This is a genomic window from Flavobacterium aquiphilum (genome assembly GCF_027111335.1).
Classification (GTDB): domain Bacteria; phylum Bacteroidota; class Bacteroidia; order Flavobacteriales; family Flavobacteriaceae; genus Flavobacterium; species Flavobacterium aquiphilum.
Genome location: NZ_CP114288.1, coordinates 402,499 through 429,146, shown reverse-complemented (window position 1 = coordinate 429,146; position 26,648 = coordinate 402,499). Strand labels below are relative to the sequence as shown.

At 37.6% G+C, this 26,648-nt stretch carries 24 protein-coding genes; 7 read left to right on the top strand and 17 right to left on the bottom strand.

Annotated features, from left to right (window positions below; genetic code table 11):
• The first annotated feature begins 56 nt into the window (after positions 1 to 56).
• The 6 genes from OZP12_RS01630 to OZP12_RS01605 all read left to right on the top strand — a co-directional run bounded on the left by OZP12_RS01630 (position 57) and on the right by OZP12_RS01605 (position 6,012).
• Positions 57 to 527, top strand: coding sequence for a methylated-DNA--[protein]-cysteine S-methyltransferase (locus OZP12_RS01630; RefSeq protein WP_281227316.1), 471 nt, complete (start codon positions 57 to 59; stop codon positions 525 to 527).
• Between the two features lie 101 nt (positions 528 to 628).
• The gene (locus tag OZP12_RS01625) at positions 629 to 1,342 is read left to right on the top strand and encodes a 3'-5' exonuclease (RefSeq protein WP_281227315.1); all 714 of its coding nucleotides are present in this window, start codon (positions 629 to 631) and stop codon (positions 1,340 to 1,342) included.
• Positions 1,343 to 1,463: 121 nt separating this feature from the next.
• The gene (locus OZP12_RS01620; RefSeq protein WP_281227314.1) at positions 1,464 to 2,903 is read left to right on the top strand and encodes a nucleoside recognition domain-containing protein; all 1,440 of its coding nucleotides are present in this window, start codon (positions 1,464 to 1,466) and stop codon (positions 2,901 to 2,903) included.
• Between the two features lie 344 nt (positions 2,904 to 3,247).
• Positions 3,248 to 4,849 (top strand): fumarate hydratase, encoded by a 1,602-nt coding sequence (locus OZP12_RS01615; RefSeq protein ID WP_281227313.1) that lies wholly within the window; start codon positions 3,248 to 3,250, stop codon positions 4,847 to 4,849.
• 287 nt (positions 4,850 to 5,136) lie between these two features.
• On the top strand, positions 5,137 to 5,442 hold the full coding sequence (locus tag OZP12_RS01610; RefSeq protein WP_281227312.1) for a hypothetical protein: 306 nt from the start codon (positions 5,137 to 5,139) through the stop codon (positions 5,440 to 5,442).
• Between the two features lie 90 nt (positions 5,443 to 5,532).
• Positions 5,533 to 6,012 carry a hypothetical protein gene (locus tag OZP12_RS01605; protein ID WP_281227311.1) on the top strand — a complete coding sequence of 160 codons (480 nt, stop codon included), beginning with the start codon at positions 5,533 to 5,535 and terminating at the stop codon, positions 6,010 to 6,012.
• 81 nt (positions 6,013 to 6,093) lie between these two features.
• On the opposite strand, the gene OZP12_RS01600 is transcribed toward OZP12_RS01605, so the two are convergent.
• The 12 genes from OZP12_RS01600 to OZP12_RS01545 form a co-directional block, all read right to left on the bottom strand.
• Positions 6,094 to 6,600, bottom strand: a complete 507-nt coding sequence (locus OZP12_RS01600; RefSeq protein ID WP_281227310.1) for a hypothetical protein — start codon at positions 6,598 to 6,600, stop codon at positions 6,094 to 6,096.
• 4 nt (positions 6,601 to 6,604) lie between these two features.
• Positions 6,605 to 7,303 (bottom strand): pirin family protein, encoded by a 699-nt coding sequence (locus OZP12_RS01595; protein ID WP_281227309.1) that lies wholly within the window; start codon positions 7,301 to 7,303, stop codon positions 6,605 to 6,607.
• Positions 7,304 to 7,332: 29 nt separating this feature from the next.
• Positions 7,333 to 8,094, bottom strand: a complete 762-nt coding sequence (locus OZP12_RS01590; protein ID WP_281227308.1) for a dioxygenase family protein — start codon at positions 8,092 to 8,094, stop codon at positions 7,333 to 7,335.
• Between the two features lie 132 nt (positions 8,095 to 8,226).
• A complete protein-coding gene (locus OZP12_RS01585) occupies positions 8,227 to 8,916 on the bottom strand; it encodes a LytR/AlgR family response regulator transcription factor (RefSeq protein ID WP_281227307.1) in 690 nt (229 codons plus the stop codon).
• Positions 8,913 to 10,028 carry a sensor histidine kinase gene (locus OZP12_RS01580; RefSeq protein ID WP_281227306.1) on the bottom strand — a complete coding sequence of 372 codons (1,116 nt, stop codon included), beginning with the start codon at positions 10,026 to 10,028 and terminating at the stop codon, positions 8,913 to 8,915. The genes OZP12_RS01585 and OZP12_RS01580 overlap by 4 nt, the downstream gene beginning before the upstream one ends.
• Positions 10,029 to 10,177: 149 nt before the next feature.
• Complete coding sequence (locus OZP12_RS01575; RefSeq protein ID WP_281227305.1) at positions 10,178 to 10,786, bottom strand: outer membrane beta-barrel protein; 609 nt, start codon at positions 10,784 to 10,786, stop codon at positions 10,178 to 10,180.
• A gap of 174 nt (positions 10,787 to 10,960) precedes the next feature.
• Entirely contained in the window at positions 10,961 to 11,617 is a 657-nt protein-coding gene (locus OZP12_RS01570; protein ID WP_281227304.1) for a CoA transferase subunit B, read from the bottom strand.
• A gap of 77 nt (positions 11,618 to 11,694) precedes the next feature.
• Entirely contained in the window at positions 11,695 to 12,396 is a 702-nt protein-coding gene (locus tag OZP12_RS01565) for a CoA transferase subunit A (RefSeq protein WP_281227303.1), read from the bottom strand.
• Positions 12,397 to 12,785: 389 nt separating this feature from the next.
• Entirely contained in the window at positions 12,786 to 15,104 is a 2,319-nt protein-coding gene (locus tag OZP12_RS01560; protein ID WP_281227302.1) for a penicillin-binding protein 1A, read from the bottom strand.
• Positions 15,105 to 15,113: 9 nt separating this feature from the next.
• Positions 15,114 to 15,593: a gliding motility lipoprotein GldH gene (locus OZP12_RS01555; RefSeq protein WP_281227301.1), complete on the bottom strand. Its 480-nt coding sequence runs from the start codon at positions 15,591 to 15,593 to the stop codon at positions 15,114 to 15,116.
• Positions 15,577 to 16,965, bottom strand: coding sequence for a PSP1 domain-containing protein (locus OZP12_RS01550; protein ID WP_281227300.1), 1,389 nt, complete (start codon positions 16,963 to 16,965; stop codon positions 15,577 to 15,579). Before OZP12_RS01550 ends, OZP12_RS01555 begins: the two co-directional genes overlap by 17 nt.
• A gap of 169 nt (positions 16,966 to 17,134) precedes the next feature.
• On the bottom strand, positions 17,135 to 18,247 hold the full coding sequence (locus OZP12_RS01545; RefSeq protein ID WP_281227299.1) for an AraC family transcriptional regulator: 1,113 nt from the start codon (positions 18,245 to 18,247) through the stop codon (positions 17,135 to 17,137).
• Positions 18,248 to 18,576: 329 nt separating this feature from the next.
• Between OZP12_RS01545 and OZP12_RS01540 the strand changes: the two genes are divergently transcribed.
• Entirely contained in the window at positions 18,577 to 20,976 is a 2,400-nt protein-coding gene (locus tag OZP12_RS01540) for an arylsulfatase (RefSeq protein ID WP_281227298.1), read from the top strand.
• A gap of 94 nt (positions 20,977 to 21,070) precedes the next feature.
• On the opposite strand, the gene OZP12_RS01535 is transcribed toward OZP12_RS01540, so the two are convergent.
• The 5 genes from OZP12_RS01535 to OZP12_RS01515 all read right to left on the bottom strand — a co-directional run bounded on the left by OZP12_RS01535 (position 21,071) and on the right by OZP12_RS01515 (position 26,645).
• Positions 21,071 to 21,301 (bottom strand): ferredoxin, encoded by a 231-nt coding sequence (locus OZP12_RS01535; RefSeq protein ID WP_281227297.1) that lies wholly within the window; start codon positions 21,299 to 21,301, stop codon positions 21,071 to 21,073.
• Entirely contained in the window at positions 21,301 to 22,542 is a 1,242-nt protein-coding gene (locus tag OZP12_RS01530; protein ID WP_281227296.1) for a peptidase U32 family protein, read from the bottom strand. Before OZP12_RS01530 ends, OZP12_RS01535 begins: the two co-directional genes overlap by 1 nt.
• A 6-nt stretch (positions 22,543 to 22,548) precedes the next feature.
• On the bottom strand, positions 22,549 to 23,907 hold the full coding sequence (trhO, locus tag OZP12_RS01525) for an oxygen-dependent tRNA uridine(34) hydroxylase TrhO (protein ID WP_281227295.1): 1,359 nt from the start codon (positions 23,905 to 23,907) through the stop codon (positions 22,549 to 22,551).
• A 418-nt stretch (positions 23,908 to 24,325) separates the two neighbouring features.
• Entirely contained in the window at positions 24,326 to 24,691 is a 366-nt protein-coding gene (locus OZP12_RS01520) for a 4-fold beta flower protein (protein WP_281227294.1), read from the bottom strand.
• Between the two features lie 283 nt (positions 24,692 to 24,974).
• Positions 24,975 to 26,645 carry a SulP family inorganic anion transporter gene (locus OZP12_RS01515; RefSeq protein WP_281227293.1) on the bottom strand — a complete coding sequence of 557 codons (1,671 nt, stop codon included), beginning with the start codon at positions 26,643 to 26,645 and terminating at the stop codon, positions 24,975 to 24,977.
• Positions 26,646 to 26,648: the final 3 nt, after the last annotated feature.

Sequence of the window (26,648 nt, the reverse complement as noted above, 5' to 3'; positions counted from 1 at the left end):
AGATCGCAAAGCTTTGCGTAATTCTTTGCGAACTTCGCGGTTTAAAATTCTAAGTGATGGAAACAGTTTATATCAAAACACCTTTAGGAATTGCCACAATTACAGGCGATGAAAATGGTATATCCGTAATTTCCGTTTCGGATGAAGGAACTGTTTCAGCTGAAATTCCAATTGTTTTGCTGGAAGCCGTTTTACAGCTCAACGATTATTTCGAAGGAAAACGAATCCATTTTGACTTCAAACTCAATCCAAAAGGAACCGAATTCCAACAAAAAGTCTGGAAATCATTATTAGAGATTCCGTACGGAAGAACCAGAACGTATTTGGAACAGTCCAAAATCATGGGAGATGTCAAAGCAATTCGCGCAGTGGCTTCCGCCAATGGGAAAAATCCGCTTTGGATAGTTGTGCCTTGCCACCGAGTTATTGGGACTGATGGCTCTCTCACAGGCTATGCCGGAGGATTGTGGCGAAAAAAATGGCTGTTAGAACACGAAAATCCAACGACTCAGCAAAGTTTATTTTAGTTTAGACCTTTTTGATTGTAAGATAATTAGACTATCTTAGATTTTTAGTTCTGCAAATCAAAGTCGTCTATAAGTCAAAGTTGTCTAATGAAAGTCTAAAAATGATTGAAAAAATAAACCTTAACAATATCCTTTTCCTTGATATTGAAACCGTTCCGGAAACCGCCGATTACAATTCCCTCGACGATGAAATAAAAAGTCTTTGGGAACTAAAAACCCAATACCAACGCAAAGACGAATTTTCGGGAGAAGAATTCTATGACCGTGCCGGAATTTGGGCCGAATTTGGGAAAATCGTCTGCATTTCGGTAGGCTTTTTTGTTATCAAAGGTGACATTCGAAATTTTAGGGTTACCTCTTTTTTTGGTGACGAAACCAAAATATTGAAAGACTTCAATAATCTACTGAATAATCATTTCGGGCAACCGCAACACCTTTTGTGTGGTCATAATGCCAAAGAATTTGATATTCCATTTATAGCCCGCCGAATGATTATCAACCAAATCCCCATTCCCGACAAGCTGAATTTATTTGGTAAAAAACCTTGGGAAATTCCTCATCTGGATACGTTGGAGCTGTGGAAATTTGGTGATTATAAGCATTTTACCTCGCTTAAGTTAATGTGTAAAGTTCTCGGTATCCCATCGCCAAAAGGCGATATTGACGGAAGTCAGGTTGGGCATGTTTTTTATGTTGAAAAAGACATTGACAGAATTGTGACTTATTGCGAAAAAGACACCATTGCCGTGGCTCAGATTTTCCTTCGCCTCCGCCGAGAAGATTTACTGATTGAGGAAGAGATTATTCATGTGTAATAATTTTAATTTACCGCAAATTCGCAAATTAGATTTTTAGTTAGCTTAGTAAATTTTCATTATTTTAATTTGCGAATTTGCGGTTGAATTTTTTTAAATATTTTTACAAAAATTATAAATTATGGTATTAAGTAGATTTTGGTTGGTTATTTTCATTTCGTCAATTGTATTCGTTGCTATTAGTTTGTTTACAGGAAACAGCTACAGTTTGGATTTCGTTTTAAATGGAAAAAAAGATGACCCTATTTTAATTTCCGAAAAATATATCGAGCAAGTACCTGTTTTCATAAAAGACAGTATCAAGAAAGCAAAGGATCAAACGATGATTATCAACCGCGATACGCTAAATGCTGACACTACTTATGTTTATAAAAATAAAACCGTAAAAATCTTCAGCGGGGTTCAAAAATCGGATGGATTATTGCCTACGTGCAAGAATACTTTGGTTGATTTGATTTTGCCATTGATGGCTTATCTGGCCTTTTTCTGCGGATTGATGGAGCTTTTAATTATATCCGGAGCCTCCGAAAAACTGGCAAAAGTATTGAGTCCGGTATTTGTTAAAGTGTTTCCGAGTGTTCCCAAAAATCACCCTTCGATTTCCTATATGACTTTAAACTTTGCCGCCAATTTCCTTGGATTGGATTCCGCCGCAACGCCTTTTGGGTTGAAAGCCATGGAAAGCTTACAGGAATTAAATCCCGAAAAAGACAAGGCGAGTGATGCCCAAATTATGTTCATGTGTCTGCACGCATCGGGACTAACATTGATTGCCACTTCGATAATTGGTTATCGCGCCGCTGCAAATGCGACGAACCCTGCGGATGTAATGTTGCCTTGTATTATCACTTCGTTTATTGGAACGATCGCTGCTTTCCTAATCGTTGGAATCAGGCAGAAAATCAATTTCAAAAGCGCCTCTTTGGTGGTTTCATTGATGGCCTTGATTGCCGCTATTGTTGGCTTGCTGATGTATGTAAACCATTTGGATTTAATTGGTAAAAATTATTTTACTTCGAATCTTTCCGCATTGATTTTGGTTGTGATTATTGTTGCCACTTTGATTTTGTCATTTGCTAAGGAAAAGAAATTCATCGAAGCAAAAACTACCGTTTTTGAAGCTTTTGTATCGGGAGCGAATAACGGAGTAAAAACGGGGGTAACCATTTTTCCTTATGTTTTGGGGATGTTGGTGGCGATTTCGTTGTTTAGAAACAGTGGTTTGTTTGAAATTATCAGCAATTGGATTTCTTTTGCTTTCTCGAACATGGGCGTAAGCAAAGAAATCACCGACGCTTTGCCGGTTGCATTGCTTAGACCGTTTAGTTCTGCGGGATCAAGAGGATTTTTGATTGATTCGATGAATACTTTTGGTGCCGATTCCCTGACCGGAAGATTGAGCAGTATTTTTCAGTGCAGTGCCGAAAGCACCTTCTACGTGATTGCGGTTTACTTTGGTTCGGTTAACATCAAAAACACCCGTTACGCATTGCAAACAATGCTTTTGGTGGATTTAATCTGTGTGATTACTGCGATTTTCGTGGCGAGCTGGTTTTTTTAATAGAAGCAAAAATGTAAAAGTTCCGTAGGAACGATTAGTATTGTAGCAACGGATTTTAATCCGTTGGTTAGGAACGATAGATATTGTAGCAATGGATTTTAATCCGTTGGTTAGGAATGATTGATATTGTGGCAATGGATTTTAATCCGTTGGTTAGGAACGATAGATATTGTGGCAACGGGTTTTAATTCGTTAAATGTTTGGTCGATTTTTGGAAAACCGTCATTTTTAGACAATCCAAAACCCCTTTAATTTATAACAATTCTAAACCATTAGTTGATATAAATCGCAATAAATTCCTTCTACAATTCTTATATTTGACGTTGTTTAAAAAAACTCAAATTATGGAATTTATATACCAGGATCCTTATCCAATTTTAAAAGACGATACCCAATACCGTAAAATCACTTCCGATTTTGTAAAAACCGAAAAACTAGGCGACAGAGAAATTCTGACCATTGATCCAAAAGGCTTGGAGCTTTTGGCACAAGAAGCCTTGAAAGACGTTTCTTTTATGTTACGTACTTCGCATTTGGAAAAATTAAGAGCCATTCTTGATGATCCGGAAGCAACCGACAATGACCGATTTGTGGCTTATAATTTATTGCAAAATGCAGTTGTTGCCATCGACGGGGAGTTGCCATCATGCCAGGACACCGGAACAGCGATTGTAATGGCCAAAAAAGGAGAAAATGTATATACAGGTGTCGATGACGCAGAATGGCTTTCAAAAGGGATTTTTAACACGTATCAAGAAAGAAACCTTCGCTATTCCCAAATTGTGCCAATCAGCATGTTTGAAGAAAAAAATTCAGGTTCGAATCTTCCGGCGCAAATTGATATTTATGCAAAAAAAGGAGCTTCTTACGAGTTTTTGTTTTTGGCAAAAGGAGGAGGATCTGCGAATAAAACCTATTTATACCAACAAACAAAATCATTATTAAACGAAAAATCATTGGATGCTTTCATCCGTGCCAAAATAATGGATTTGGGAACTTCGGCTTGTCCGCCGTATCACTTGGCTTTAGTGATTGGAGGAACTTCTGCGGAAGCGAATTTGGCTGCCGTAAAAAAAGCATCGGCGGGTTATTTTGACAATCTTCCGACTTCAGGAAACATGGCAGGTCAGGCTTTCCGTGATTTGGAATGGGAAAAAAGAGTACAGTTAATTTGCCAACAGAGTGCCATTGGAGCGCAATTTGGAGGTAAATATTTCACCCACGACGTTCGAGTAATCCGTTTGCCACGTCACGCGGCTTCTTGTCCGGTTGGATTGGGAGTTTCTTGTTCTGCCGACCGAAATATCAAAGGGAAAATTACCAAAGACGGAATTTTTGTAGAACAATTGGAAGTAAACCCAAAACGCTTGCTGCCTGAAACAGCACCACATTTGGAAGAAGCGGTTGAGATAGATTTGAACCAACCGATGGCAGATATTCTTAAAAAATTATCACAATACCCAATCAAAACACGTTTGAAACTAAACGGAACCTTGATTGTGGCGCGTGATATTGCCCACGCCAAAATCAAAGAATTATTGGATGCTGGGAAACCAATGCCGGATTACTTTAAAAACCACCCAATCTATTACGCAGGTCCTGCAAAAACACCGGAAGGAATGCCTTCGGGAAGTTTTGGACCAACAACTGCAGGTAGAATGGACGTTTATGTGGAGGAATTCCAAAAGAACGGCGGAAGCATGGTAATGCTTGCAAAAGGAAACAGAACCAAAGATGTGATGAATGCCTGTAAAACGTATGGCGGATTCTATTTGGGTTCTATTGGAGGTCCTGCGGCTATTTTGGCGAAAGAGAATATTCTTTCAGTTGAGGTTGTTGACTTCGAAGAATTAGGAATGGAAGCCGTTCGTAAAATCACCATTAAAGATTTCCCTGCGTTTATTATTACTGATGATAAAGGGAATGATTTCTTTGCGAATTTGTAGGTTCTTGTAATCCGCAAAGACTGTAAAGATTTTAACCGCAAATTCGCAAATTATTTCAAATGTTTTGAGATGGAAAGTTGCGAATTTGCGGTTTGTCATTTTTAAATAGCCTAAAAAGCATTACTATCCCCTAAAAAAAGAAGGGTCAAGAGGCTAAATTCTGCAAAAAAATTAATTATTGCCCCTCTAAAAAAGGCGATCGCCGAACTTTGTTTTTTTTAGACATAAAATCTTAATTTATTCTTATAATCCTTGTAAATGCAGGTGTTTATCGTTAGTTTTGAAATATGAAAAACAGCGTTTTTAAACTATTTTTTATATTTCTGATGGCCACTTTTTCCATAATTTGGATTAGTGACAAGCTTTCTGTTTTTTTGGAAAAGGAAAAATACAGTTATTACGAAACTACTGAGAAAAACGATTCGGAAAATCAATTGGAAATCAAATTAAAAACATTGTTTGTCAACCAAATTGATCTTTTAAATTTGGTTCAATTTTCTTCATCAACGGCTCAAAACAACAATCCATTTTATTCCTTTAATGTTGAGGAATTTTGTTTTGAAAGCCATACTCCCCCTCCTGAGATTGCATAATTATTTCAAACGAGCTTGTTTCTAAGCTATTCTAAAGTAATTATCAAAATCTGCTGCAATTGTATTGTGGCTCAATAAACACATCCAAAAATGAAAAATATTATAACTGCAATAGCTGTATTGTTTGCTGCACAACTTTTTGCGCAAACACACGAAATTGTTAAACACAATGGCGAGAAATTAGAAGCCAATTTTATAAAAATCGAAAATAATTTGATTCATTATTCGTTGCCAAATAGCTCTGAACAGCACAAAATAAGCCGTTATGCTGTGGCACAATTGAATGAAAAATCCAAAAATCATTCGAAAGTCGTATCCGAAAAGATAAATTTAACTGAAAAACCAGATTACAAAAAAGTAATTGTCTTGAAGGAATCGGAGGCAATTGGTTTGAAGAAGTCCGAAGATTTAAGGAGTTATCTCGGCGTTGCCAAAGGAGAAACAAGATGGACATTATCCGAAATGGGGGAAAACAGTTTAAAACAAAACGCCGCCAAAAAAGGCTATCAATTTATCGTGATTACTTCAAACAAAAAGGATAACCTAAAGGCAATCGCTTATACTTATTAATTCGCTTTTTAATTCTTTTTTAATCTTAATTTTAGAGAGAGACTGTCCTTTTGGACAGTCCTTTTTTTAAATATATTTTGGCTAAGTGGTTTTATGGTAATTACATATCGATAAACGAGGCTGAATGGGGAACATCAAAGTTTCGAATCCATTATTTTCATCATTGTTTTTTGAAACCAAATAATTGCCCTCGATAATATCGATTAATGTTAAAATGGGAGAGAAGAAAGTAATCCCTATTTTGTGTTTTGATTGGTCTGTAATGTCAGTATTGATAATGTCCAACTGATAGTTTACAAACGGAAAATAATTATTTCCCAGCACATCAGTAACCCTATGGAAGTTTTCCTTAAGTTGTTCTACATAGCCATTTGCGGCAATACCAACCAAATAATGCAATTGAACCGCTTTTTCGTTTTCGGTCAATAGTTCCCGGAAAGTGTTTTTTGGATTTTCCTTTGAGTTGAATTGCTGATTTTGCATTAAATACTCTTTGAATGTATCTTCCCAAACATATTTATCCCAAAGAAAGGTTGAATTGCTGTCAATCACAATTCTATAGGCTAGTCTAATTTTGGCGTTATGCATGGGGTTACAAATTTTCTATTGGAACTTCAAATAATAATAAAATGGCGTTTTCCGAAAGGGCTTCCCATTCAATATTTTCGGTGCTTTTTAAGCTCAAACCGTCTTTTTCCTGAAGAAGAATGTTTTCTACTTCAAATGCTCCACTGATGACAAAAACAAAAACACCGTTTAAAACGCTTTTAAGGGCATAAAAACCTTCTTTTCTTCCATCATAGACACCAATAGAGCCAATCGTATTAGAAAGCTCGAAAATTGGCCTTATTTTGTTTCTTTCAGAAAAATCAAAATCAAATCGATTGGAAGTCCCTTTAAAATTGTGCGTTTTGGCAGAAAACCAAATTTCCAGATAACTTACATTTTCCGAATCATAAGTGTTGGAAATTTCAAGCGACATTCCTTTTTCGACTGATAGGTGTTTTATCTGTTCGATTCTAATGAAATCGGAATTGCCCAAATTGTCTTTATAATCTATTCCGCCAAAAAGAGGCAGAAGAATGATTTCTGCATTGACATTAATGGATACAGACGTTTTTTGCAAAGGGGCCAATGTAACTTCATTCAAAATTTTTAAAGTACCAAACGGCTTTCGGGACGAATCTTGATAGGTTTCAAAATTGAAAGTCGATAACTTTTGAAAAGCATCCGATTTAAAAACACCCCTTAAATCGGATTTGAAAATTTGAGCAGGTGTTTGTTTGATCATCTTTTTGACATTAAAATTGAACAAAATTCTTAACTGGCTACGTTTATTGTATGCGTCAAAACAAAACCCTCTGCAACGCTTCCTGTTACGGTCGACATTTCATTGGAAACGCCATCAGAAAACACGTTGTCGGTGGAATTATAGGTATATCCAGAAAGTCCTTTGGTATATCCATTTGCACTCGAAGCGTTTACCAAAGCCACGGCACTTCCTGAACCTTCAGGGAATGCGATTTGAGTTACCAACAACGATGTGCCCGAAGCGTTGTATATATGAACGTGTATGTGCGTAGCCCTTCCGCTGTACCATCCGGGAAAAATTGAGGTAAATTGAACCAATCCGTTGGCATCGGTGGTTTGTCTTCCCCTAAGGAAATGCACCGTCGTAAAATTGGCACTCTGCATCGATGTCCCTCCGTACTCCGAATAGTAACCGTCCTTGTCGCAGTGCCAGATATCGACAATGGCCCCTGCGAGTGCGGCACAGTTGGCCTTAGTGTTTTTTATGTAAATGTTTATCTTAAAACCCACCCCCGTTCTGTCGCTGACAATGTTTGAGGTAACTAGCGATCCCGGTGTTTTTGTCGGAAAAGGTCCCTCCGTCTCCGTTGCGGTTACGGAACAGGTATCACTTGAGGAAGTTCCCCCCGTGTCTGTCGCTTGGGTTGTGTCGGATGCTGACGAAGATGATGATGAATCGTCATCGCCACTACTACAGGCCTTAATTGCCGGAATGGTCAACGCCCCCAATCCCACTAAACCCAATCCTCTTAAAAAATCTTTTCTGTCCATACTAAATACAATTTTTAGGTTACGATTGTAAAAGTATTTAAACTCATAAATGCATTAAAATTTATGAGGTAATACTAAGAATTTAAGAGGTAAATAGGGTAAAAATGTCTTTTTTTAACTAAAAGTGTTGTGTTATTGTTTGTTAAGCAAAGCAAAAAAAGTAGTTTCGTAGCTTGCGCTTACCGGAATCTCCTCCTCATTTATGTAAATTATTTTGTTTCTGACTTTGTCTATTTTGGAAATCGCAACAATAAACGAGCGATGTACCCTTATAAATTCGGTTTCTGGAAGCTTTTGCAACAGCGCTTTCATCGTCATTCTGGCGACAATTGTTTTTTGATTTTGAATGTGTATTTTTAGATAATCATCCAGTCCTTCGATGAATAAAATATCCGAAAGTAGGATTTTTATCAAACTATAATCGGCACGAATAAAAAGATATTGCTGTTCGGGGTTTTGGTTTTGCAGTTTCCATTGCGCATAAGCCTTTTCCACAGCCTGTTCAAAACGGAAAAAAGAGAAAGGCTTCAAAAGATAATCGGTGGCGCTCAAGGTAAATCCTTCAACTGCATATTCAGAATAGGCAGTAGTGAATATAACCATGATTTTGTTTGGCAATTTTTTGTAGAAATCAAGTCCGGAAATAGCAGGCATATTGATGTCTAAAAACAGCAAATCAACTGGGTATTTTTTCAAATATTTGAATGCATCCTCCGATTTTGTAAAAGTCTTTTGCAAATCGACGGTATCGATTTTAGCGCAAAAGCTTTCTAAAATATCGAGAGCAGGCGGTTCATCATCAAGTGCTATGGCTTTTATCATCCTACTTTTATGGTTAAATTTACCAGATACATTTTTTGGTTGTCATCAATAGACAATACGTGATTATTGGGGTACAAAAGGGCAAGTCTTTCTATAGTGTTTTGCAAACCGATTCCGTTGTCGGATTTAATGGATTGCACTTTGTTGTTGGAAACGAATAAAGTCAAATAATCTTCAACAATATCGATTCGGATGCAAATTTCTGAATTCTCATTTGGATTGACTCCGTGTTTAAAGGCATTTTCAATAAATGAAATTAGAATAAGGGGCGTAATGGCTTTTCCAATTGGACTTCCATCAACAGAATAGTTAACGGTTACAGTGTTTCCCAATCTGGTTTTTTGCAACAGCACATAATTGTTGATGTAATTGATTTCTTTTTCCAGAGCGATAAGGTCATCGTTGGCATCTGTAATGATATACCGCATCAGTTCAGATAACTGTACCACGGCATCGGCGGTTTTGTCATCTTTTTTTATAGCTAATGAATAAATACTGTTTAGGGTATTGAATAAAAAATGCGGATTGATCTGCGCTTTTAAAAATGACAATTCCGATTTCATTTTATCTTCTTCCACCTTTTGCAAGCGGGTTTTTATGGCAATGAACAAACTTGAAATAACACCAATGAGATAAACCAAAATAGTATGGTTGTATTGTGTGGGCGGACCACCAAAATGATTTAGTCCATTTAATCCATGATGTGGTTTTTGATGAGAGAGTGGGTCATTTGGATGATTAAATTCTCCCGGTTTTAGCGGATGCATTTTGTGTGAAGGAAAAGATTTTGGCGATCTGAAATCAAGGAAGTTGGTTTCAGGTGTGTCAAAAACCCTTGAAATCCAAAGAAAGAATAGTAAAAACAAAACTAGAATCGCGACATACCGAATCTGTTTTTCTTTGAAATAAATCTTTGGGATTAAAATATAATAATTGAAATAGAAGAATAACAGCAGCAAAAAATAGATAAAAAAGTATATCCTATCATGTGGGTTATTGGTCAAATTTGGTAAATTGAAAATACTCCCACTTGAAGAAAATGCATACGGTAAAAATAGAAATGTGAAGCACAAGCAAATGTGCATTACATAAAAGGAAATATTTTTTTTCATATCCAAATCAATTCCTCAAAAGTATGATACTTAAGGTTTCCATTCAAATTATTGCGGTGAAAATGATGATTAATGAGGTAGTTTGTTCACTATTGGGAATAAAAAAAGCAACTCGATTGAGTTGCTTTTCTATGTTTGTTGTTTGTTTTTTATTTTAAATCAAATCCAATAATAGCTCCTAGGCCAAATTGATAAGAATAAGCGTAATCCTGTACAGCAATTGGCCCCCAATAACCCCAGTAAGTATCAGTACCGGCAGGTGCAACTGTTGATATAAGATTAGCTTGAAGGCTTACAGAAACGCTAGATTTAGTTTTGATTTTAACCCCTCCTTTGATTTCCCAGGCAAAGTTAGTGTCACTTCCACCATATGGACCTTCAGTAATCGCCATACCAAGACCACCACCTAAATAAGGAACTGCATTATTTCCACTATCAAAATAATGGTTACCTCCAATTAAGATATAGTTGAATGCTCCATTACCACTTCTATCGTCGTTGGTACCTGGTACATCAATTTTCATGTTAGTGTCAAGTCTTAAATATTTAAGCTCTACAGAAGAGTTTTTTTGCGGGAAAAATTCAAATCCTCCACCGTATGTAAAACCATCTCCAATTTTGATATGTCCGTAATCAAAGTTTACGTTGTTAGAAAAAGTGTAACTTCCGTGTAGATCAAGAATAACTGATCCTCTATCTTGGGCCATCATACCTGCCGAAAATAAAAAACTGATAAGTAGTAAAGTAAATTTTTTCATAATTTCTATGTTTGTTTGTTTCTAACAAATATAAATAAAAATTTAAAAAGATTACAAATTATATGTTAATGAATTGTTTAATTGTATTAATTTTTAAATAGATAGGAGCAGAGTATTTTTAAGCAGAAAGTGAAATTCCTACGGTTTGTTTTGGAGATAAATCAGATTGAATAATTAGTCAATTATCATTTCAGGAATTTCGCCTTCGATGATTAGGTTGGCTTCCGTGGAAGCTATGATGTGTTCTACAGAAACTCCTGGTGCTCGTTCCAATAGTTTAAATCCTTTTGGGGTAATTTCTAAAACGGCCAATTCGGTTACTACTTTTTTGACGCATCCTACGCCTGTTAGCGGCAAGGTGCATTTTTTTAATATTTTGGATTCGCCGGCTTTGTTGACATGCATCATCGCCACGATAATATTTTCGGCCGATGCAACAAGATCCATCGCACCGCCCATTCCCTTTACCATTTTTCCAGGGATTTTCCAGTTGGCAATATCTCCATTTTCCGAAACTTCCATAGCGCCAAGAATTGTTAAATCAACTTTTTTACTACGAATCATCCCGAAACTGAAAGCCGAATCAAAGAAACTGGCTCCCGGCAATGTTGTTATGGTTTGTTTTCCCGCATTAATAATATCAGCGTCTTCTTCTCCTGCAAAAGGAAAAGGTCCCATCCCCAGAACTCCATTTTCACTCTGAAATTCTACCGTAATATCCTCCCGAACGTAGTTAGCAACGAGAGTGGGAATTCCGATTCCTAAGTTTACAAAATACCGGTCTTTTACTTCTTTCGCAATTCGCTTAGCTATATCTTCTTTTGTTAACATACCTTTTTAATGAGTTAATGTGATAATTCCATAGTTAAAGTGATTTGATAATTGAACGATTCAAAATCATTCTCTAATTATTGACGTTGTCTCACAGTTCGTTGTTCAATTCTTTTCTCGAATTTTTCTCCCTGGAAGATGCGCTGCACCATAATTCCAGGAATATGAATCTGATTAGGGTCTAAAGTCCCAACTGGAACTAGTTCTTCAACCTCGGCAATGGTGATTTTTCCGGCTCCAGCCATACAAGCATTAAAGTTTCTGGCAGTTCCTTTAAAAATAAGATTTCCCGCTTCGTCCCCTTTCCATGCTTTTACGATAGCAAAATCAGCTTTGAAAGCGTGCTCCATAATGTGCATTTTACCATTGAATTCGCGAACTTCTTTACCTTCTGCTACTTCAGTTCCGTAGCCTGCAGGTGTGAAGAAAGCTGGGATTCCGGCCTGAGCAGCCCGGCATCTTTCGGCTAAAGTTCCCTGTGGGATGAGGTCAACTTCCAATTCACCGGAAAGCATTTGACGTTCGAATTCGGCATTTTCACCCACGTAGGAAGAAATCATTTTTTTGATTTGTTTTTTTTGCAAAAGCAAACCAAGCCCAAAATCATCTACTCCGGCATTGTTGGAAATACAGGTTAGATTTTTGGTTCCTTTTTGAACCATTTCGGCAATGGAATTTTCGGGGATGCCGCACAGTCCAAAGCCACCGAACATGATGGTCATTCCGTTTTCGATTCCTTGAAGGGCTTCCTGAACTGTATTTACTTTTTTGTTAATCATAAATATTCTTTTTACAACTATATCGATTTCGTAATTATTTTCAAAAGTAGAACATTTCGGTTTTATTATGAAGTATTTTTATTTATTGTGTCAAAAAATAAACAGCAATTGAGAAAAACGAATGGATAAAGTAAATTTAGTAAAATAAGTACATTTTTTGAAGTTTAGAGGGCAAAGTTTATGGTTTGCCTTTTGCTTTTTGTTTTCGCCCGCGTGAGGGATAGAAACTAGCTACCTTGTAGCGTGTATAGCCCGACAGCATAAAAGAAAGGGACCGAATCACCGAGTTGGTGAGTAGGTCCCTTTCTTTTATGGTGGCACGCCCACACGAGCGTTAGTGAACTGACGACGTAAATGTTTTTAAAAAACGTACTGTCGGCTTGCTGTTCTTATAATGAGAATTCTTCAGTGTCTTGTTCTGGAGTTGCAGTAGAATCTTTAACTACGGCTGCTCTTGGAGCGTAACAATCCACTTTGATAGAAAGGTTTTTAGGTCTTTCGAAATCTTCTTTGGAAATAGTCAAGCTAGGGTCGCCATAACATTTGTTCATAAAATATCCCCAAATAGGTAAGGCCATTGCTGCTCCTTGTCCGTAAGTAAGGCTTTTGAAATGCGCTGAACGATCCTCGCATCCTACCCAAACACCTGTTACAAGGTTAGGCACCATTCCCATGAACCAACCATCGGATTGGTTTTGTGAAGTTCCTGTTTTTCCTGCAATCGGGTTTTTGAACATGTATGGATATCCTGTCCAGCGTTTGTCTCCGTTTCCTCCGTTTTGTGTTCTCAATCTTGCCCCAGAACCAGATTCGGTTACTCCTTCCAATAATTTAATTACGGCAAAGGCGATGTCTTTGTTCAAAACGTCATGGGATTCTGGTATTGGTTCGTAGATAACTTCCCCGCTTTTGTTCTCGATTTTGGTTAAGAACTGTGGTTTGGTATAAACTCCCTGATTTGCAAATGTACTGAAGGCAGCTACCATGTCCTCTACGGTAATTTCTACGGCTCCTAAAGCGATGGAAGGTTGGTTGATGATTTCGGATTTCACACCTAGTTTATGGGTTAATTCAACTACTGCTTCTGGACCAACTTTGTCAATTAATTTTGCCGAAACGGTATTGATCGAATAAGCCAAAGCTTGCTTTAAGGTAACCATTCCGCGGTAGTTGTTGTCGGAGTTTCTAGGTTCCCAATCCTCCGTTACGTGGTGACGACCTTTGCGTATCATGAATGGACCATCAAGTATGGAATCGCAAGGCGACATGTTCAATTGCTCTATCGCAGTTGCATATACAAAAGGCTTAAAGGTCGAACCTACTTGTCTTGCTCCTTGTCCTACGTGGTCGTATTGGAAATATTTGTAGTTGATACCTCCAACCCAAACTTTAATATTACCTGTTTGTGGTTCCATCGACATAACGCCCGCTTGTAGAAAGTGTTTGTAATAGCGTATGGAATCCATTGGTGTCATTATGGTGTCTCGTTCGCCTTTCCAAGTGAAAACCGTCATTTTGGTTTTTTCATGGAAAGTTTTTATGATTTCTTCGTCGCTTTTGTCCTGTTCTTTCAAGACTTCCCATCGATGAGACGATTTCATGGCCTGGTTAAGAATACGTTGAGTTTCCGCTTCAGTGATGTTTATGAAAGGAGCATTTTTGTTTTCTTTATTTTGAATAAAAAATTCTTCCTGCATGTTGGCCATGTGAGCAGCAACAGCTTCTTCGGCATAAGCCTGCATTCTTGAATCGATTGTGGTGTAGATTTTAAGACCGTCTTTGTAAATATCGTAGTCGGAACCATCAGGTTTTTTGTTTTCTTCCACCCATTTTTTCATGTAATCACGAAGGAATTCTCTAAAATAAGTGGCAGTTCCTTCTCTGTGGCTTTCTAATTTGAAATGTAATGTAATAGGAAGGCTTTGCAATTGATGTTTTTGGTCCTCGGTGATGAGGTTTGCTTTTTCCATTTGCGAAAGCACCACATTTCTACGGTTTTTTACCCCAACCGGATTTTTTACAGGATTGTAAAGTCCGGAGTTTTTGAACATACCGACCAAAATAGCACATTCGTCTATGGTTAAATCTTTTGGTTCTTTGGAGAAATAGGTTTTTGCGGCGGAGCTTACTCCAACAGAATAGTTACCAAAATCATATACGTTGCAGTACATCGCAATGATTTCGTTTTTGGTGTATTGTCTTTCCAAACGAATGGCGATAATCCATTCTTTGGCTTTTTGTATAATTCTAAATGGTAAAAATTTAGATCCTTCACCGTGGAATAATTGTTTGGCCAATTGCTGAGTCAACGTACTGGCTCCTCCACTGGTTCCCAAACTGGCGATGGCTCTCAAAGTTCCTCTTCCGTCAATTCCTGAATGCTCGTAAAAACGGGCATCTTCGGTAGCTACAAGAGCATTAACAAAGTTTTTAGGTAGATCAGAATATTTTAATTGTGAGCGGTTTTGTTTGAAATATTTTCCAAGAACAACTCCGTCAGAAGAGATGATCTCGGTGGCTAGATTGGAATCCGGATTTTCCAAATCTTCAAATGAAGGCATGGATCCGAAAAAACCCCAAGAGGCAAACAGGAAAAATAAAGCAATTCCTCCCAATCCATAAAAGTAAATTTTCCAAAATTTTCTGGCATAGTATTTAACATCTTTTTCGATGTTTTTTGTTTGAGCGTTACTTTTTTTTGTAGCCATAATCGTGTTTTAATCTTTTTTTTCTATTCTAAAACCTACCTCGGTAATACCGTCCAAGTAATCAACACCAGGGACTTTTCCGTTTTCTCTTACCGCTTGTTTGATATGTACTTTGTATTTTCCTCTAAAACGGACATTTTCTTTGTAATAGAGTTTACTTTCTTTGATGTCGGTGAAACCATTACCTAACAATGTCCCGTCGGGTTCAGCCATTTGGTATTCCAATGTGTCTACTTTGGTATAGCCATTTGGAGTTTCTAACGACACGATCAGAAAGATATTATTGTATTTGTAATTGTTGTTGTCTCTTAAATTCACATACAAATCATATTTTTTTGTAGAATCCAAAACGGGTAAATCAAAAGTAACGATACTGTCTTTATTCCAAGCGCTTCCCACAGATTTATATTCGTCAAAAACCCTTTTTTTATCACAGGAAAAAAGGAGTACTGCCACAAAAAGCAGCAAAAGACTATTCTTTATTCTCATTTTTTTTATTGATTATTGGTTTTTTAGGCTGTTCCGGTTTGTTCTCAGAAGAAGCTGTGCGGTTGCTGTTGTTTTTTTTGCGATTGTTATTTCGGTTTCGGTTACGATTACCGTTATTATTGTTTGAATTTTCTTTATTTGGATTTTCCTGTGCTACCGTATTGGTATTGTTAGCCGAATTGTTTTTTTGAGGAGCGGGTTTGCTCGCATTGTTAGGGACAGCTGCAGTTGCTTTGTCACCTGCAGGTCTTGGTTTTTTATTTGGTTTTTTCTTTTTCTTTGGTTGGTCAAAACGTGTTAAACTTTCTTGACCCATTGCATTGGTGAAATTTTGTTCTGGTTCTGAAATTACCTCGATAGCGTAGTCTTCCAGAGAAGAAACTTTGTTTTTCAGTTTGTTTTCGGCAATGATTTCTTTAACCTGATCAATTTTTAAGACATGCCAGTTGGCAAAATTATTAGTATAGGCAAACCACATCAGTCCTTTAAAAATGTCTTGTTTTTGACAAACAGCATCTCCTTTTTCGGTAATTAATTTGGTGTCAAACTCAGGAAAGTCTTTCAAGGCATCCATATAAGTGTCTAGTTCGTAGTTTAAACAGCACTTCAATTTTCCGCATTGACCGGCAAGTTTTTGTGGGTTTAGGGACAGTTGTTGGTAACGAGCCGCCGAAGTATTTACGCTTCTGAAATCCGTTAGCCAAGTCGAACAGCATAATTCTCTTCCGCAAGAACCAATTCCGCCCAAACGAGCAGCCTCTTGGCGGAAACCTACTTGCTTCATCTCGACTCTGGTGCTGAATTCTTTGGCAAAATCTTTGATTAATAGCCTGAAATCGACTCTGTCATTGGCAGTATAATAAAAAGTAGCTTTTGAACCATCGCCTTGAAATTCAATATCCGAAATTTTCATTTCGAGTTTTTGTGCAATCGCCAGTTCGCGTGCACGAACTTTCATAGGTTCTTCCTTGTTTCGGGCTGTAGTCCAAATATCGATGTCTTTTTGAGTAGCTTTTCGATATACTTTCGGGACTTCATTACTGTAAGGATTGACGCCTTTTTTCTTCATTTGAATTTTTACCAATTCTCCTGTAAGTGTCACAATTCCAATGTCATGACCAGGTGAAGCGACAGTTGCCACTATATCGCCCATGCTCAAAGTTAGATTTTCTGTATTGCGGTAAAATTCTTTTCGGCCATTTTTAAAACGGACTTCGACACAGTCAAAAGGAGCCTCTCCATTGGGTAAACTCATATTGGAAAGCCAGTCAAAAACCGTTAATTTATTGCAGCTGTCGGTGCCGCAAGTCCCATTATTTTTGCAACCCTTTGGTGCGCCACCATCAGAGGTTGAACAACTTGTACATGCCATAATGCTATATGTAGTATTGCAAAAAATGCAATTTAAGTTCGTATTAGGTTTAATGGGTAAAGATACTATTTTTTTGGTTTATGCAACAAGAGCAAAAATCTCCCAAAAATCATAAAATTATGCCAAAGAAAATAGAAGGTTATAATACGAAAAAAAGGATGTTTTTATATTAGCTGGAATGCGCGGCAGTATTGGCAATATATTCCTTTGGCGTGTTGCCGGTATGTTTTTTAAATGCGGTGTAAAAAGCGGATTTAGATCGAAATCCTGATTTTTGCGCTATGGCATCAATGGTGATGTTGGAGTAGGAATCCGACAAGAGCATCATTTTGGCTTCATCAATGCGATGTGCATTTACAAAGTCGTTGAAATTGAAGCCCATCTTTTCATTGATTACTTGAGAAACCTGTTGTGAGCTTGCTTTTAGCATCTTTGCAATGTCATCCAACTGAAGATTTTCGTTTAAATAGGGTTTGTCATTTCCCTTCATATAGTCATTCAATTGGCATAAAATGGTTTCTTTTACTTCGTTTGAAAGTTTGGAGTGGCTGTATTTTTCTTTTGTTTCCTTTTCAATAATCCTATTTCCATATAGTAAACTAGGAAAGAAAAGCAATCCTATCATTATGCTATACAAGAAAAAGGTAATTATGTTGATTGCAAATCGATAAGGATCCCCAAAATAATGTAATCCCGAAAAATGATCGATCAAGCTTCCCGTTGTTAGAATAAATTGACTAGTAAAATAAAGTATGAACCAAGATACTTGGTAAGTGCTGGATTTACTTTTTTGATATTTCTTGTACAGGAAAAGCTGTGCTGTAAAATAAGCTGACATACTGATGGTTTTTAATAGATATTGTATGGGCATTATGACGCTTCCCTTGGCTATTAAATGTTCATAGTTATCTATTTTGAATTCGGCAGTATTTAAATAAAAGGGTAAAAAATAGATGCCATTTAGTATAAACGGCAACAAATGGAACAAGTAGCTTTTTTTTAATCTAAATTCGGGATTGAGCAGCGAAAGTGTAAAAAGATATACCGTTGGACCCAGCAAAAAATGCATTGGACTATCAAGTCTGAAAATATGTATAAAATGAATTACTTTTCCAGAATAAATTAAGGCTCCCAAAACCATTACGGCTGACCAAACTATTAAAAACAATGCAAGGCTATATTTGATGGCGCTTTTTTTACACGAGGATAAGGTTACAATGAAAAGCAAAAGACCCAAAAATCCCCCAAAATAAGACAGCAATTCCGACAAAGAGTAATTCATAGAATTTGAAAAATTTAAGAACAAATGTATGTTTTTTGTCCTAAATTATATTTCAAAACAAAATAAATTCTCCTAAAAAAAATCCTAAACCCTTGAAAAACTTAGACTAAAGCATTTTTTTGTTTAAGTTATTCAAAAGTCAATATTTTGAAGCCAGCACTAGTCATAACCAAGACTTTTATTTTTATTATGTTTACTAACCCAAAAGTAAAATGGCAGATAATTGAATTGTGACAGTTGCCTTATATTCTCAATGCCTTTTAACCTCAATTGGCAATTTCGTTTGTAATTCGCCAGATATTTATCTATCAAATTTTAAACCAATTATAATGAAAACCAAAATCAAATCACTGTTTCTGGCGGTAATTGCACTAGTGGCTTTTAGTGGTAATGGTCAGGAAAAAACACCTGCATTCAAAGGTGTTGTCAAACAAGACGTACGGGAATCCACCGCAGACTGGACACCATTCGTTCGAAAAAAAGCACCCGAAGGAGCTCCTAACATCTTATTCATTTTGTATGATGATACTGGATTAGCAGCCTGGTCACCTTATGGAGGAAGAATCAATATGCCAACGATGGATAAACTGGCGGCAGATGGTTTAACTTATACCCAATGGCATACCGTTGCGCTTTGTTCGCCAACACGTTCTTGTATCAATACCGGGCGTAACCACAATTTGAACGGAATGGGTTCTATTACTGAAGGAGCTAACGGTTTTCCGGGATATAGCTGTCAATTGCCACCTCAAGCGGCAACAATGGCACAAATCCTGAATGATAACGGCTGGAGTACTTTTTGGTTAGGAAAAGACCACAATGTGCCGGAAACCGATCTTTCGGCTGGAGCCAATAAAAGTCAATGGCCACTGCAACAGGGATACGACCGTTTTTATGGATTTATTGGTGGAGAAACCAATCAGTTTTATCCTGATTTGACTGAAGATAATCACGCTATCGAACAACCTTATGGCCCAGAAAAAGGATACCATTTGTCCAAAGATTTAGCCGATCAGGCCATCAAAATGATTAGCGACCAAAAATCGGCCAACCCTTCCAAACCTTGGTTTATGTGGTTTTGTCCGGGCGCGAATCACGCCCCGCACCAAGCGCCAGCAGATTATATCGCAAAATACAAAGGGAAGTTTGACGATGGATATGATGCGTATAGAAAGTGGGTTTTGCCTAGAATGATTGAAAAAGGAATTTTACCAAAAGATACTAAATTAACGAATTTTAATCCAATGCCTGCCGATCAGGCAGCACCGGGTGATTTTGTTCGTCCTTGGGATAAACTGACTCCAGACGAAAAGAAATTATTTTCTCGTTTGTGTGAAGTGTATGCCGCATTTTCAGAATATACCGATGTTCAAATTGGGCGTATCATCGATCATTTGAAAGCGACGGGACAGTATGAAAACACTATTATTATGTATGCTTCAGATAATGGAGCTTCAGGCGAAGGAAGTCCAAGTGGTTCTGTCAATGAAAATAAATTCTTCAATGGTTATCCAGATGATTTGGTAGAGAATATGAAGTTAATTGACGAGTTGGGTGGTCCAAATACTTACGAGCATTATCCAACAGGATGGGCAGCCGCTTTGTCAACTCCTTTCAAAATGTTCAAACGTTATTCTAACTACGCTGGAGGAACAGAGTGTCCGTTGACCATCACTTGGCCAAAAGGAATTAAGGCAAGAGGAGAAGTGCGTAACCAATACCACCACGCTGTAGACATTGTTCCTACCATTCTTGAAATTGTTGGAGTTGAAATGCCAAAAGTCTATAAAGGAGTGGAACAATATCCATTATCAGGAGTTTCGATGAAATATACGTTCGATGCAACACCAGATACACCAACTCAAAAGCACATTCAATATTACACGATGTTGGGAACACGCGCTATTTGGCAAGACGGTTGGAAAGCGGTAGCCGTACACGCACCACTTACTGACAAAGGAAAATTTGATCAAGATAAATGGGAATTGTATCACGTAGATGTAGATCGTTCTGAATCGGTTGATTTGGCCAAGAAAAACCCGGACAAATTAGAAGCTTTGAAAAAAGTGTATGATGAAGAAGCCAAGAAAAATAATGCCTATCCATTGGACGATAGAACTGCAACTCAAATTTTAACTGTTGAACGTCCGAAGGAAGAAGCAGAAAAAGACAGTTATACCTATTATCCTCATACCAGTTCAGTACCCGAAGCGGTGGCCGTAAATGTTAGAGGAAAATCATATAAAATTATTGCCAATGTTGAGATTAAGGATGCTAATGCTTCTGGGGTTATTTTCGCTCACGGATCTCGTTTTGGTGGTCACTCCTTGTTTATCAAAGATCACAAATTGTATTATGTGTATAATTTCCTTGGAATTACGGAACAACAATTAGTGTCTTCAGAACCCGTAAAAGTGGGTAAATTTACTGTTGGAATGGAGTTTATCAAAGAAAAAGCAGGTGAGCACAATGAATCCATTGGTACGGCTAAACTGTATGTAAACGAGAAAGAAGTAGCTTCAGGAAGTATGAAAGCGCAAGTAGGTAAATTTACCCTTGTAGGTGATGGTCTTTGTGTGGGTTATGACAGTGGAGATCCAGTTAGTAAATTGTACAGTTCTCCAGGTGAATTTGAAGGCGGAGAAATTGCTTTTGTAACTGTAAGCACAGGCAAAGAGAAATATAGTGATCTTGAAATGGAAGCCGCCAGAGCTTTGAAAAAAGAATAACAATAGTGTCTGCTTAGCAGAGTTTAAAATAGAAGTGGCTGTTCAAATTAAATGAACAGCCACTTTTTTTGTTTGAATAAATGAAAAATGTTTTCTAGGTTTCCTTTACCGTAATAATTTTCACCGGACAGGCTTTGGCTGCTAATTCACAACTTTCAACTATAGTGTGGTCGGGTGATTTCAAAGTGAAGAAACCTTTAGCGTTTACACTTTTAATCAACACCGATTTTCCGTCTTTTTTAGACATTTGAAATTGAACAGGCGCCATTTCCACACAATAGTTGCACCCAATGCATTTGTCCCTTTGTAACGTTACAATAACCATTAGGCTTCTACTATCTTGTATAATTTGTCGGACATTCGGATTCTGAACGGCAGTTTGAAAGTACAATCGTCACCTTTGGTAGCTTTTTCAGCAATGGTATCATTTACATACATTTCTTCAATAACCATTTCTTGCGCTCCAGTGCTTGGACCGGTTACCAATATTTTATCGCCAATTTTAATATCGTAAGCTTCGATTTTGAATTGTCCAATTTCCGCTTTTGGGAAAAAATGGGTTCCTTTCCCCACATAGACTTTTTTCTGCGTCGCCATTGATCCCGAAACATCGCTCCATTCGCCCAATTCCTGACCCAGATAATATCCCGACCAAAAACCGCGATTGTAAACAGTGTTCAAGTCTTCCATCCAAACGGCAATTTTTTCTTTGGTAAAAGTACCTTCGAAATAACTGTCAATTGCTTCGCGATAGGTTTTGATTACGGTGGCCACATATTCAGGAGCACGGCCTCGGCCTTCAATTTTCAATACTTGAATGCCCGAATCGATTACCTGATCTAGAAAATCTAGCGTACATAAATCTTTTGGAGACATCATATATTCGTTGTCCAATTCGATTTCAAAACCGGTTTCTTGGTCAATAACGGTGTATTTTTTACGGCAGTTCTGTTTGCAGGCACCGCGGTTTGCCGATGAGTTGTGCGAATGCAAACTCAAATAGCATTTCCCCGAAACAGCCATACACAATGCGCCGTGACCAAAAATTTCAATTTCTACCAATTTGCCGTTTGGCCCTTTGATTTGTTCTTTCTCGATTTGTTCTGTGATTTTTTTTACTTGTCGCAAACTCAATTCACGGCTCAAAACCATCGTATCGGCAAAAAGGCTGTAGAATTTGATGGTTTCGATATTGGTAATATTCAATTGTGTCGAAATATGAACCTCCATTCCAATTCCTCTCGCCATCGCAATTACGGCTTGGTCGGAGGCGATTACGGCTGTGATGTTGGCTTCTTTTGCCTTATTCAACAAGGTTTTTACGACAGATAAATCATGGTCGTAAATGATGGTGTTCAGCGTCAAATAACTTCTAACGTTTTTTTCTTCGCAACGGCGGGCGATTTCAGGTAAATCATCCATTGTAAAATTTACCGTGGCACGTGCGCGCATGTTCAATTGCTCTACGCCGAAATAAACGGAATCAGCTCCATTGTCAAGTCCTGCTTGTAATGACTCAAAGTTCCCAGCGGGAGCCATGAGTTCTATTTTGTTTGGTGTTGTCATGATAAATTATTCTAAAATTTTATATATTTTATCCGACAATCTAATTCTGAAAGGAACTTCAAAAGTAACTTTATCGCCAATTTTAGCCGTTGCAGTTTCAGCTCCGTTTACGATAATTTTTTCCAAAATCAATTCCTGATTACCGGTTGTTGGTCCGGAGATTAAGATTTTGTCTCCGCTGTTCAGTTCGTGGTTTTCAATAGTAAATTGACCAACGCTCGCTTTAACGTAAAAATGTTCCGCTTTACCAAGAAGCACTTTTTTAACTTTTATTTTTTGACGAATATCCGCGGGTTTTTCACTTGTTGCTAAAGCATCATTTGGCAACTCACCGGAATGTTTAAATTTCAGATTTTCGGATTTTCCTTTTCTGAAAACTTTGTTACCCACTTGTTTTCCGGTTCTCAAACGCACTTGGTCAACCAAAGGCAAATGAATAATATCAAGACATTCTGTAGAACAGCAGTTTTCCATAGCTGCTTTGCAGTCATCACATTGGATAAACAATAGATGGCATCCGTCATTTTCGCAATTGGTGTGGTTGTCGCAAGGTTTCCCGCATTGGTGACATTGGGAAATAATATCATCGGTAATTCTTTCGCCCAGACGATTATCAAACACAAAGTTTTTACCAATGAATTTGCTTTCAAGACCTTCTTCTTTAAGCTGTTTGGCGTAGTTGATAATTCCACCCTCTAATTGGAAAACATTTTTAAAACCTTGGTGTTTGAAATAAGCACTTGCTTTTTCACAACGAATACCTCCAGTGCAGTACATTACCAGGTTTTTATCCTCTTTGTGGTTTTGAAGTTGTTCGTTGATAATCGGCAAACTCTCTCTGAAAGTTTCCACATCGGGAGTGATGGCGCCTTTAAAATGTCCGACTTCGCTTTCGTAGTGATTTCTAAAATCTACTACAATCGTGTTGGGATCATCAAGGATTTCGTTGAATTCTTTGGCTTTCAGGTGAACGCCTATATTGGTTACATCAAAAGTATCGTCGTTCAAACCGTCAGCAACGATTTTATGACGTACTTTGATGGTCAGTTTCAAAAACGAATGATCATCATGTTCTACCGCTTCGTTCAACCGTATGCCTTTCATGAAATCATAAACTTCTAGAGTCGCTCTAAAAGCCTCCAAATTTTCGGCAGGAATACTCATTTGGGCATTGATGCCTTCGTTGGCAACATAAATTCGGCCTAAAGCATCGAGTGCGTTCCAGGCTACAAATAAATCGTCGCGAAATTTTTTAGGATCTTGAATTTTGGCATACGCATAGAAAGACAACGTAAGTCGTTGTTTACCGGCATCATCAATTAGAATGGCTCTTTCTTCTGCGCTTAAAGTGTTGTACAGTTGCATGCTATAAACGATTTTAAGTTTAGAAAATATATTTGATTCCGATATTGTTGGTTCGAAATCGGGCGCAAAATTAGTGAACTTTTGTGATTTTCAAATGCGGATTAGTGGAATATTATGATTTATCAGCTTTTGAAAGCGAATACTATTTGTTTTTTGGAGCTAAAACTTTCAGGATTTTCAAGAAGATGGATCCTATTTTCGCTATCTTTTGCTTTTTTATCTTCATTAAAAAAGTAAAAAAAATAATAGTTGACTAAAAATGTAGCAAGGTTATAAAAACAAGAAAGCCAATCAGGTATTGAAATGGCATTCTTGTTTTTATAGTAAATACTTGTTTTGTAAGCTCTCTTTGTGGTAACGATTTGTTACCGCTATGTGACACAGAGAAATTTAATCTAAAACCGACCGTTTGAGTTAATTAGTTTATTCCTAACATCAAATAATTAGAAAGATCGGAATCACTGCAAGCGTTACTTTTTAAAGGTTTGTACTTTGCGAATTCTTTAAAACTTTTAAAGGGTTTGAATTGCTTAAAACTTTTAAAAGGTCCAAATTTTGCAAAAACAGGAAGTGATTGTTTGTTAAATCCCGTTCGGTTACCATTTAAGTCCCATAATATTCCATCCTCATACCATCCTAAATGTTTTCCGTTGAATCCATAAATTCTATTATCTGAATCTAAATATCCAGTTGGAGTTCCATTCCACAAATAAATTGTGTTGTCATCACTATAATCTATGTAAGCGATTGTTCGTCCTTGGGTGTTGTGTAATGTTTCTTGCATTTGATTTAAAATTATTCTTGGTAAATAAATTTGCACTATTGGATTATCGCCCACACTTATTAGTTGAGCCAAAAGCGAAATCTACCAACCTAAATTTCGGTATTTTTCGGGCAAAGATAATGTTGGTTTTTGGGGCTGTAAATGACAAATATCACTTTCTGATTATTTTTCCTAACGCTTCTAGCTTGGATTTCTATTTTTTGAATCGGTTGAAATACTTGGAACTTTGGGATAGCTTAAACCAATTATAATTTTGTTGAATTTCTTATTACCATTGAAAATGTTACTCTTTTTGAAGCGCACGGACCACCAAATCATCTACCGAAACAAAACGGCTGATGTGTCCCAATAAAGCTTCCAGATTTTCAGTTCGTAGCATATCACGTACTTCGGAGCGGGCTTCGGCAATTTGCAGCGTAATATGTTTGGCTTTCAAATCAAAAAAAAGATGTTTTAAAAAACGTGCTCCTGAAATATCGATGCTTGGAGAGGAATTTAGATCCAGGATTACCGTTTTTAAAGAATCGGCTTCGGTGTATATTTTTTCCCAAATACATTCTTTGATGTATTCGGCATTAAAGTAAAAAATCGAGGACTCAATGCGAACAATCAGTACGCCTTCAATCTTTTCGTTTTCAGGATGTCTTTCCATGTCGGTGTAGCGTTTGGTGCCGGGAATTCTGCCAAGGAATGCCACATTAGGTTTTGAGGCCGCTTTTATCAGCAACAATAAAGTTACCATAGCAGCAAACAAAACACCTGTCAATATTCCCCAAATAAGTACGCCCACAAGCGCGATCATGGCAACGCCAAATTCTTGTTTGTTTATTTTATACAAGTGTTTGAGTTCTTTTATATCAAAAAGCCCTCTTATTGCTACCAGAACGATGGATGCCAAAATCACTGTCGGTAAATTTTGAAGAAATCCGGTTAAAAACAATAGACAAATCGCAATTGCGCCCGAAGCAAAAACCAATGACATGGGGGTTTTGGCTCCAGCCGTATCATTCACTGCAGACTGTGACAATCCACCTGCAACGGGATAGCCTTGTCCAATTGCAACGGCGGCATTGGCAACTCCAAGAGCCAATAATTCTTGACGTGGATCTATCACGTATCCGTTTTTTTGTGCCAAAGTCCTTGCTGCCGAAACACTTTCGATATAAGATAACAGAAAACAGGCCATGGCGAGGGGTAATACACCATCAACATCCTTAATCCGAAGTGAGGGTAAATGAAATTCAGGTAAACCTGTTGGTATTGTTCCTACGGTACTGAATCCATCATGTCCCAAAGGTGTAATCGAAATGAGTATTATTGATAAAACGACTATCAAAATAGCAACAGGACGTCCGGGAGCCACTTTTTCGCCAACAATTAATATGATTATGGCAGTAATACCAAAAATAAAAACTGCAGTATTCATGTCAGGAAGCTGTTGAAAAATAGTCATGATGCGTTCCAGAAAATTGTCGCCTCCGCCTTTTATGCCAAATAATTTGGGCAATTGTGTCAAACCAATCGTTAGACAGGCTCCTGCTTTGAATCCGACCAAAACAGTTTCGCTGATAAAATTGATGATACCGCTCAAACGCAATAGATAAGCGAGGATAGCCATTCCTGCAAATACCAAAGCAGTGAGCGAGGCAATGTCGGCCCAGCGTTGAGCATCGCCGTTGGCTAAATTGGCAATAGTGGTACCTACCAACAAAGAAATTGCCGATGTTGGTCCAATGGCGAGTTGCCTGCTTGTTCCCAATAAAGCATAAAAGATTCCGCCAATGAGGTAACCATAAATTCCGTATTGCGGAGGTAGTCCTGCAAGTGTGGCATAGGCCAAAGAGACCGGAATACCGTAAGCGGCCAGTGTAATACCGGCTGTAAAGTCGCTTTTGAGGGTTTTTGTTTTGTATTTTTTAATCCAGTCGGCTGAGGGTAAAAGTTTAGGAGCCATAAT